The following is a 6,382-nucleotide window of genomic DNA, read 5'->3' as shown; positions in this document are numbered from 1 at the left end:
CACCTCAAAACGGAACCCTATACTATATAAGGATCCGTCTTTTTGTTCGCACTAATTTAAAGGAATCTCTGGTGTCTCAACTTTTGGAAGCTCGCCGCTCAAGCTCTCTAAGAAAGCAATAAGTGCATTAACTTCACTTTCAGTTAAATTTAAAGGACTCATTTGGACACTTTTATTCGGATGGTCCCCTCCGCCTTCATTATAGTATTGGACAACGTCCGTTAACGTTTCTAGGCTTCCGTCATGCATAAACGGTGCAGTATGGGCAACACCTCTTAAACCGGAAGTTCTAAATTTCCCTTTATCTTCTTCTTTCCCTGTTACATTGAAACGGCCATCATCGCCGGACATCCCTAAATTATAATAGTTATGATCTGATAATAATGGTCCTGCGTGACAAGAAATACATCCTGCTTTTCCGACAAATAATTTCATTCCATCTTTTGCATCAGCACTAATTGCATCTTCTTCCCCTTGAAGATAACGATCAAATGCCGTATCGGAAATAACAATTGTCCGTTCAAATGCAGCGATAGCCTTTGCAATATTATCAGCTGAAATTTTATCATTAAAAACCGTGTTAAATTGCTCTACATATGTAGGTACACCATTTAATTCAATAACTAATTCATCCAAGTTTTGGTTCATCTCGACTTCAGATTGAATTGGACCTAAAGCTTGTTCTTCTAAACTACCTGCTCGCCCATCCCAGAAATTAGCTGCATAATAGCCAGAATTGATGATTGTTGGACTGTTTCTTGGACCTTTAAAACCTTCAAAACCAATAAACTTTTCCATTCCATCCCCGAAGCCTGCTCCTGGAGCATGGCATGACATACAGCTCTGTACGTTGTTCCCGGATAGTTGTGGGTCATAATATAACGTCTTTCCTAACTCTACTTTTTCATCAGTCATTGGATTGTCTGCTGGAATCGGCATCTCACCTAATGGCTCGAACTTCGCTTTCGCTGCCTCTAGCTCTGGGTCTTTAACATCTTCTTTCACTATTGCATCTTTGTTAGTGTCTTCCGGTACTGCCGCACCTTCATTCTTGCTACAAGCGCCAAGGATTGCAAGAAGTAACATGACTAATAAAACATAGCTAACTTTTTTCATAAAAATGCCCTCCTATATTTCACTTTGCGAAATTGGAAGTTTAGGGTATTTTTTCCTCCAACTTCAAATTAATTATATTATTAAAATTATTCTTATTTACTAGTCATTTTCGAAAACATTGTGACATATTTCACAATGTTACGTTTGCCCGTTATTTATATTGAAAACATAATTAAATCAAAATTACTCTTAGTAGGTACAAATAATGCAAAGGGCAATAAATCTTGTGGAAAACGATTCTATCGTAGAAAAACACCAGTGACTTCGGAACAATCAAAGAAAAGCTCCTGCGATGATAATCACAGAAACTTTCCTTTTTATCCACCCCCGAAGAAAAGCTATACTAAAAAAACCAAATCATTATGTGATTTGGTCTCCTCATTCATACCCTATATATGCGCTTCCTCTATTCAGCTGATTTCTTTTCATGTCTTTTATCCAAAACACTCAACACTTCTTTAAACGGAAGCTCCTGCTCTCTAAGTAAAACGAGTAAATGATAAAGCAGATCGGCCGCTTCCCATTTTAACTCTTCTTTGTCGCGGTTTTTCGCGGCGATGATGACCTCAGCTGCTTCTTCTCCAACCTTTTTTAAAATTTTATCTACGCCTTTTTCAAATAAATAAGTCGTGTAGGCTCCTTCAGGTCGTTCCGCTTCCCGCTCTTTAATCAATTTTTCAAGAGACAAGAGAATGCTATAATCTGATAGGCTGCCAGCAGATTCGCCCGATTGATAAAGGCTCTCCTCAAAACAGCTTACTGCCCCAGTATGGCAAGCAGGTCCAGCTGGAGCTACGAGCAACACAATCGAGTCTTTATCACAGTCAAATTTCATTTCAACAATTCGCTGGGTGTTCCCGCTTGTTGCTCCTTTATGCCAAAGCTCCCGTCTAGAACGGCTGAAAAACCACGTTTCACCTGACTCGATTGATTTTTCAAGAGATTCCCGGTTCATGTAAGCTAATGTCAAAACTTCGCGTGTAGTCGCATCCTGAACGATTGCCGGGATGAGGCCTTTTTCATCAAATGATAGCTCCTCGATATTCATCGGACAGGCACTCCTTTTTCCTTTAAATAAGCCTTCACTTCAGCTACTGACGTTTCTTTATAGTGAAAAATTGAAGCAGCCAACGCCGCATCTGCTTTCCCCTCCACAAAGGCTTCGGCAAAGTGCTCCGCGTTTCCTGCACCTCCTGAAGCAATAACCGGAATCGTCACCGCTTCACTAACGGCTTTTGTTAAAGCAAGATCAAACCCATTCTTCTCTCCATCTGAATCCATGCTTGTTAGCAAGATTTCGCCAGCACCAAGCTTAGCCACTTCCTTCGCCCACTCGATGACTTCCCATTCGGATGGCGTCCGGCCCCCGTGAGTATATACACGCCATGATCCAAGCTCTGGATCGTACTTGGCATCAATCGCGACAACGATGCATTGTGAACCGAAAAACTCGGCTCCCTCTGTAACCAAATTCGGATTGTTAACCGCAGCTGTATTCAGAGAAACCTTATCTGCCCCTGCTCGTAAAATTCTTTTCATATCCTCTAATGAGTTGATGCCGCCGCCAACTGTAAACGGGATCGCCAATTCAGAAGCAACCGCCCGAACGACCTCAACCATCGTTTTTCGGCCTTCAACGGAAGCAGATATATCTAGAAAAACAAGCTCATCAGCCCCTTGCTCATCATAAAAACGGGCAAGCTCCACTGGATCACCTGCATCACGAAGCTGCACAAATTGAATTCCTTTCACAACGCGGCCCTCTTTTACATCTAGGCATGGAATTATGCGTTTTGTCAGCATGTTACTTCACCTCTCCCAATGCTTCCTTCACTGTAAAGCGCCCTTCGTAAATGGCTTTTCCGACAATGGCGCCTGTTACCCCATCATCGTAAAATTCTTTTAAACTAGTTAAATCAGAAAGCTTACTGACTCCCCCAGAAGCGATAACACTTTTTCCTGTTTCTTTTGCCAACAGTCTGACTGCTTCAATATTTGGACCGGCAAGCATGCCATCTGTTGCAATATCTGTAAAAATAAACGTCTCTGCTCCGGCATCCGCGAAGCGTTTACCTAACTCAACCGCCTTCACTTCAGAAGTGTTCAGCCAGCCGTGCGTTGCTACATAGCCGTCCTTTGCATCTAAGCCTACAGCAATTTGATTGCCATATTTCCTGATCATTTCAATCGCGAAATCTGGTTTCGAAACAGCAACGCTTCCGATGATCACACGGGAAATTCCATTTTCCAAATAATGAGCAATATCGGTTTCGGTTCGAATGCCGCCGCCAATTTGAATATGAGTCTTTAGCTCCTTGGCTGCCTTTATAACAGAAGCGTCATTGACTCTTTTTCCATCCTTTGCTCCATCTAGGTCGACCATATGGATCCAGCTTGCTCCTTCATCTGCAAACTTTTTTGCCATATCAAAAGGAGAATCCCCATATACCGTTTCTTGATTATAATCTCCCTGTAGCAAGCGGACACACTTGCCGCCTCGCATATCAATTGCTGGATAAATGGTAAAGCTCATTTTTCGGTCATCCTTTCCCATACAATTCCAGTAAAATTACTTAAAAGCTCCATGCCTAATTGTCCGCTTTTTTCTGGATGAAATTGCATCCCATATATATTTTCTTTTCCGACAACAGCCGGGACTTTTACATCATAGCTGCTTTCCGCGATAACGACGCTCTTATCGTCTGTATCTACATAATAAGAGTGAACGAAGTATGCAAAATTTTCATGTACTGATTGAAGAAGCGGCGATGGCTGAACAAAAGTAAGACGATTCCAGCCCATATGCGGGACTTTATACGGCACTCCGTCCTCTGAAACTCCAGGAAATCTTCTCACAGAACCCGGCAGCAGCTGAAGCCCCTTTGTCAGCCCGTTCTCTTCACTTTCTTCAAATAATAGCTGCATGCCTAAACAAATCCCAAGCAGCGGTTTCCCAAGCTGTACGTATTCTTTTATCATGCTCGCTAATTCCAATCTTTCTAAAAGCTCCATCGCATCTTTAAAGGAGCCTACACCAGGAAGAATCAGCCCATCTGCCTTTTGCAGTTCTCCTCTTTTTTCAGAAATAAAGTAAGAGGTGTCTAATCGCTCAAGTGCCTTGCTGACACTAAAGAGATTACCCATTCCATAGTCAATAATCCCGATCATTTACAACAGCCCTTTCGTAGATGGCACTCCTTTAATGTTAGGGTCAATCGTTGTCGCCTCATGTAAAGCTCGTCCTAATGCTTTAAAAATCGCTTCAATTATATGATGTGTATTTTGACCATAGTGAACAATCACATGCAGATTCATTCTTGCTTCAAGGGCAAGCTTCCATAGGAATTCATGCACAAGCTCTGTATCAAAGGAGCCCACCTTTTGGCTTGGAAACTCCGCTCTCATTTCGAGGTGTGGGCGATTACTTAGATCAATGACCACCTGCGCCAGCGCTTCATCCATCGGCACAAACGCATTTCCATATCGTTTAATTCCTTTTTTGTCGCCAAGAGCTTCCCTTAATACTTGTCCAAGGCAAATGCCGATGTCTTCTGTTGTATGGTGATCATCCACTTCAATATCACCTTTTGCATCGACTGTTAAATCAAATTGCCCATGCTTTGAAAAAAGGTCAAGCATATGCGTCAAAAACGGGACTCCCGTTTCCAGCTTGCTAGCTCCCTGCCCATCAATATTAAAAGCCAAATATATGTCCGTTTCATTCGTTTTCCTTTTAATTTCTGAAGTTCTTGTCATGTTTTCTCCTCCTGGCGGGACTTGGGGTGATTTTATAACTACCTTCACGACTGACTTTCTGTGCGGAAGGGCGTTTTAAACCTTTTATAACTACCTTCACGATCAATTTTTTGTACGGAAGGGCGTTTTGAACCTTTTATAACTACCTTCACAACTCGTTTTCTATACGGAAGGGCGTTTTGAACTTCTTCTGTCCCGATTTGTGATAAACCTAGGACAAGGGACTCCCCCCTGACCTTTATTTCTTCAATCTTATATCAATTGCGCGTGCATGGGCTTCGAGGCCTTCAAGCCGGGCAAATGCCGAGATTTTTTCCCCGTTTTCTTTTAGGGCTTTTTCACTGTAATAAACAATGCTGGATTTCTTCTGAAAATCTTCTACATTAAGCGGACTGGAAAAACGGGCTGTGCCGTTTGTTGGCAATACATGATTAGGGCCGGCGAAGTAATCACCAACAGGTTCAGGACTAAAGCGTCCGAGAAAAATCGCTCCTGCATGTCTGATTTTTCCTAGAAGCTCGAGCGGATTTTCCGTTACAATTTCTAAATGCTCGGGAGCAAGGCTATTAATCGTTTCAACTGCTTCTTCCATTGTTTCTGCCACATAAATCGCTCCGAAATTTTCAATCGATTGTGCAGCGATTTCCTGACGAGGCAGTGAAGCCAATTGCTTCTCCACTTCAGCTGAAACAGCCTTTGCCAAGCTCTCTGATGGGGTGACGAGGACACTGCAGGAAAACGCATCATGCTCGGCCTGCGATAATAAATCGGCTGCCATTTCATCTGGTTTTGCCGTATCATCTGCTAAAATCGCAATTTCACTTGGGCCCGCGATCATATCAATATCGACATCGCCAAACACTTCCCGTTTCGCCAAGGCAACAAATATATTTCCTGGCCCCGTGATTTTATCTACAGGTGCAATCGTTTCCGTTCCATAAGCCAATGCCGCAACAGCTTGAGCACCGCCCACTTTATAAATCTCCTCTGCTCCAACCTCCTGAGCAGCTACTAGAACCGCTGGCGGAAGCTTCCCTGTTTTTTTATCAGGGGGAGAAGTGATAACAATTCGTTTGACCCCTGCAACCTTGGCAGGCAGCACGTTCATGAGCACTGAGGATGGATAAGCAGCTGTTCCGCCTGGCACGTATAGGCCAACTGAATCTAGCGGAGTTACCTTTTGTCCAAGAACCGTACCATTTTCTTCGGTTGTCATCCATGATGGGCGCAGCTGTTTTTCGTGAAAAGACCGAATATTTGCCGCAGCCTCTCGGATTATTCCCAAAATCCGATCATCTATTTCTTCATAAGCTTCCCTTTTTTCATCCTCCGTAACAGCAAAATGAGTTAAGGTGATCCCATCGAATTTTTCCGTAAAGGCTGATAATGCGGCATCTCCATCTGCTCGAACCTGCTCAATAATGCCCTTCACAATCGCCCGCTGTTCTTCTGTTCCGCTATCGACAGACCTTTTGATGGACACACCTTCATTTATTTTCAAAATCCGCAT

7 protein-coding genes are annotated in these 6,382 nt (G+C 43.0%); all 7 read right to left on the bottom strand.

The features are described from left to right. Positions 1–51: 51 nt before the first annotated feature. Positions 52–1,116, bottom strand: a complete 1,065-nt coding sequence (locus tag V7164_RS10760; protein ID WP_335344022.1) for a cytochrome-c peroxidase — start codon at positions 1,114–1,116, stop codon at positions 52–54. Between the two features lie 406 nt (positions 1,117–1,522). Continuing rightward, positions 1,523–2,164 (bottom strand): bifunctional phosphoribosyl-AMP cyclohydrolase/phosphoribosyl-ATP diphosphatase HisIE, encoded by a 642-nt coding sequence (gene hisIE / locus V7164_RS10755; protein ID WP_335344021.1) that lies wholly within the window; start codon positions 2,162–2,164, stop codon positions 1,523–1,525. Beyond that, the gene (gene hisF, locus V7164_RS10750; protein ID WP_335344020.1) at positions 2,161–2,919 is read right to left on the bottom strand and encodes an imidazole glycerol phosphate synthase subunit HisF; all 759 of its coding nucleotides are present in this window, start codon (positions 2,917–2,919) and stop codon (positions 2,161–2,163) included. Before hisF ends, hisIE begins: the two co-directional genes overlap by 4 nt. A 1-nt stretch (position 2,920) precedes the next feature. Beyond that, positions 2,921–3,649, bottom strand: coding sequence for a 1-(5-phosphoribosyl)-5-[(5-phosphoribosylamino)methylideneamino]imidazole-4-carboxamide isomerase (hisA, locus tag V7164_RS10745; RefSeq protein WP_335344019.1), 729 nt, complete (start codon positions 3,647–3,649; stop codon positions 2,921–2,923). Further along, positions 3,646–4,284 (bottom strand): imidazole glycerol phosphate synthase subunit HisH, encoded by a 639-nt coding sequence (gene hisH, locus V7164_RS10740; protein WP_335344018.1) that lies wholly within the window; start codon positions 4,282–4,284, stop codon positions 3,646–3,648. Before hisH ends, hisA begins: the two co-directional genes overlap by 4 nt. Then, the gene (hisB, locus tag V7164_RS10735; protein WP_335344017.1) at positions 4,285–4,872 is read right to left on the bottom strand and encodes an imidazoleglycerol-phosphate dehydratase HisB; all 588 of its coding nucleotides are present in this window, start codon (positions 4,870–4,872) and stop codon (positions 4,285–4,287) included. Positions 4,873–5,110: 238 nt separating this feature from the next. Continuing rightward, positions 5,111–6,382 carry a histidinol dehydrogenase gene (gene hisD, locus V7164_RS10730; RefSeq protein ID WP_335344016.1) on the bottom strand — a complete coding sequence of 424 codons (1,272 nt, stop codon included), beginning with the start codon at positions 6,380–6,382 and terminating at the stop codon, positions 5,111–5,113.

Source organism: Bacillus sp. JJ1474 (assembly GCF_036965225.1).
GTDB lineage: Bacteria > Bacillota > Bacilli > Bacillales > Cytobacillaceae > Cytobacillus.
This window is presented reverse-complemented; position numbering and strand designations above follow the sequence as displayed.

Excerpts from the sequence above, each read along its gene's own strand:
- V7164_RS10760 (WP_335344022.1), bottom strand. The coding sequence starts at position 1,116 with ATGAAAAAAGTTAGCTATGTTTTATTAGTCATGTTACTTCTTGCAATC.
- hisIE (WP_335344021.1), bottom strand. The coding sequence starts at position 2,164 with ATGAATATCGAGGAGCTATCATTTGATGAAAAAGGCCTCATCCCGGCA.
- hisF (WP_335344020.1), bottom strand. The coding sequence starts at position 2,919 with ATGCTGACAAAACGCATAATTCCATGCCTAGATGTAAAAGAGGGCCGC.
- hisA (WP_335344019.1), bottom strand. The coding sequence starts at position 3,649 with ATGAGCTTTACCATTTATCCAGCAATTGATATGCGAGGCGGCAAGTGT.
- hisH (WP_335344018.1), bottom strand. The coding sequence starts at position 4,284 with ATGATCGGGATTATTGACTATGGAATGGGTAATCTCTTTAGTGTCAGC.
- hisB (WP_335344017.1), bottom strand. The coding sequence starts at position 4,872 with ATGACAAGAACTTCAGAAATTAAAAGGAAAACGAATGAAACGGACATA.
- hisD (WP_335344016.1), bottom strand. The coding sequence starts at position 6,382 with ATGCGGATTTTGAAAATAAATGAAGGTGTGTCCATCAAAAGGTCTGTC.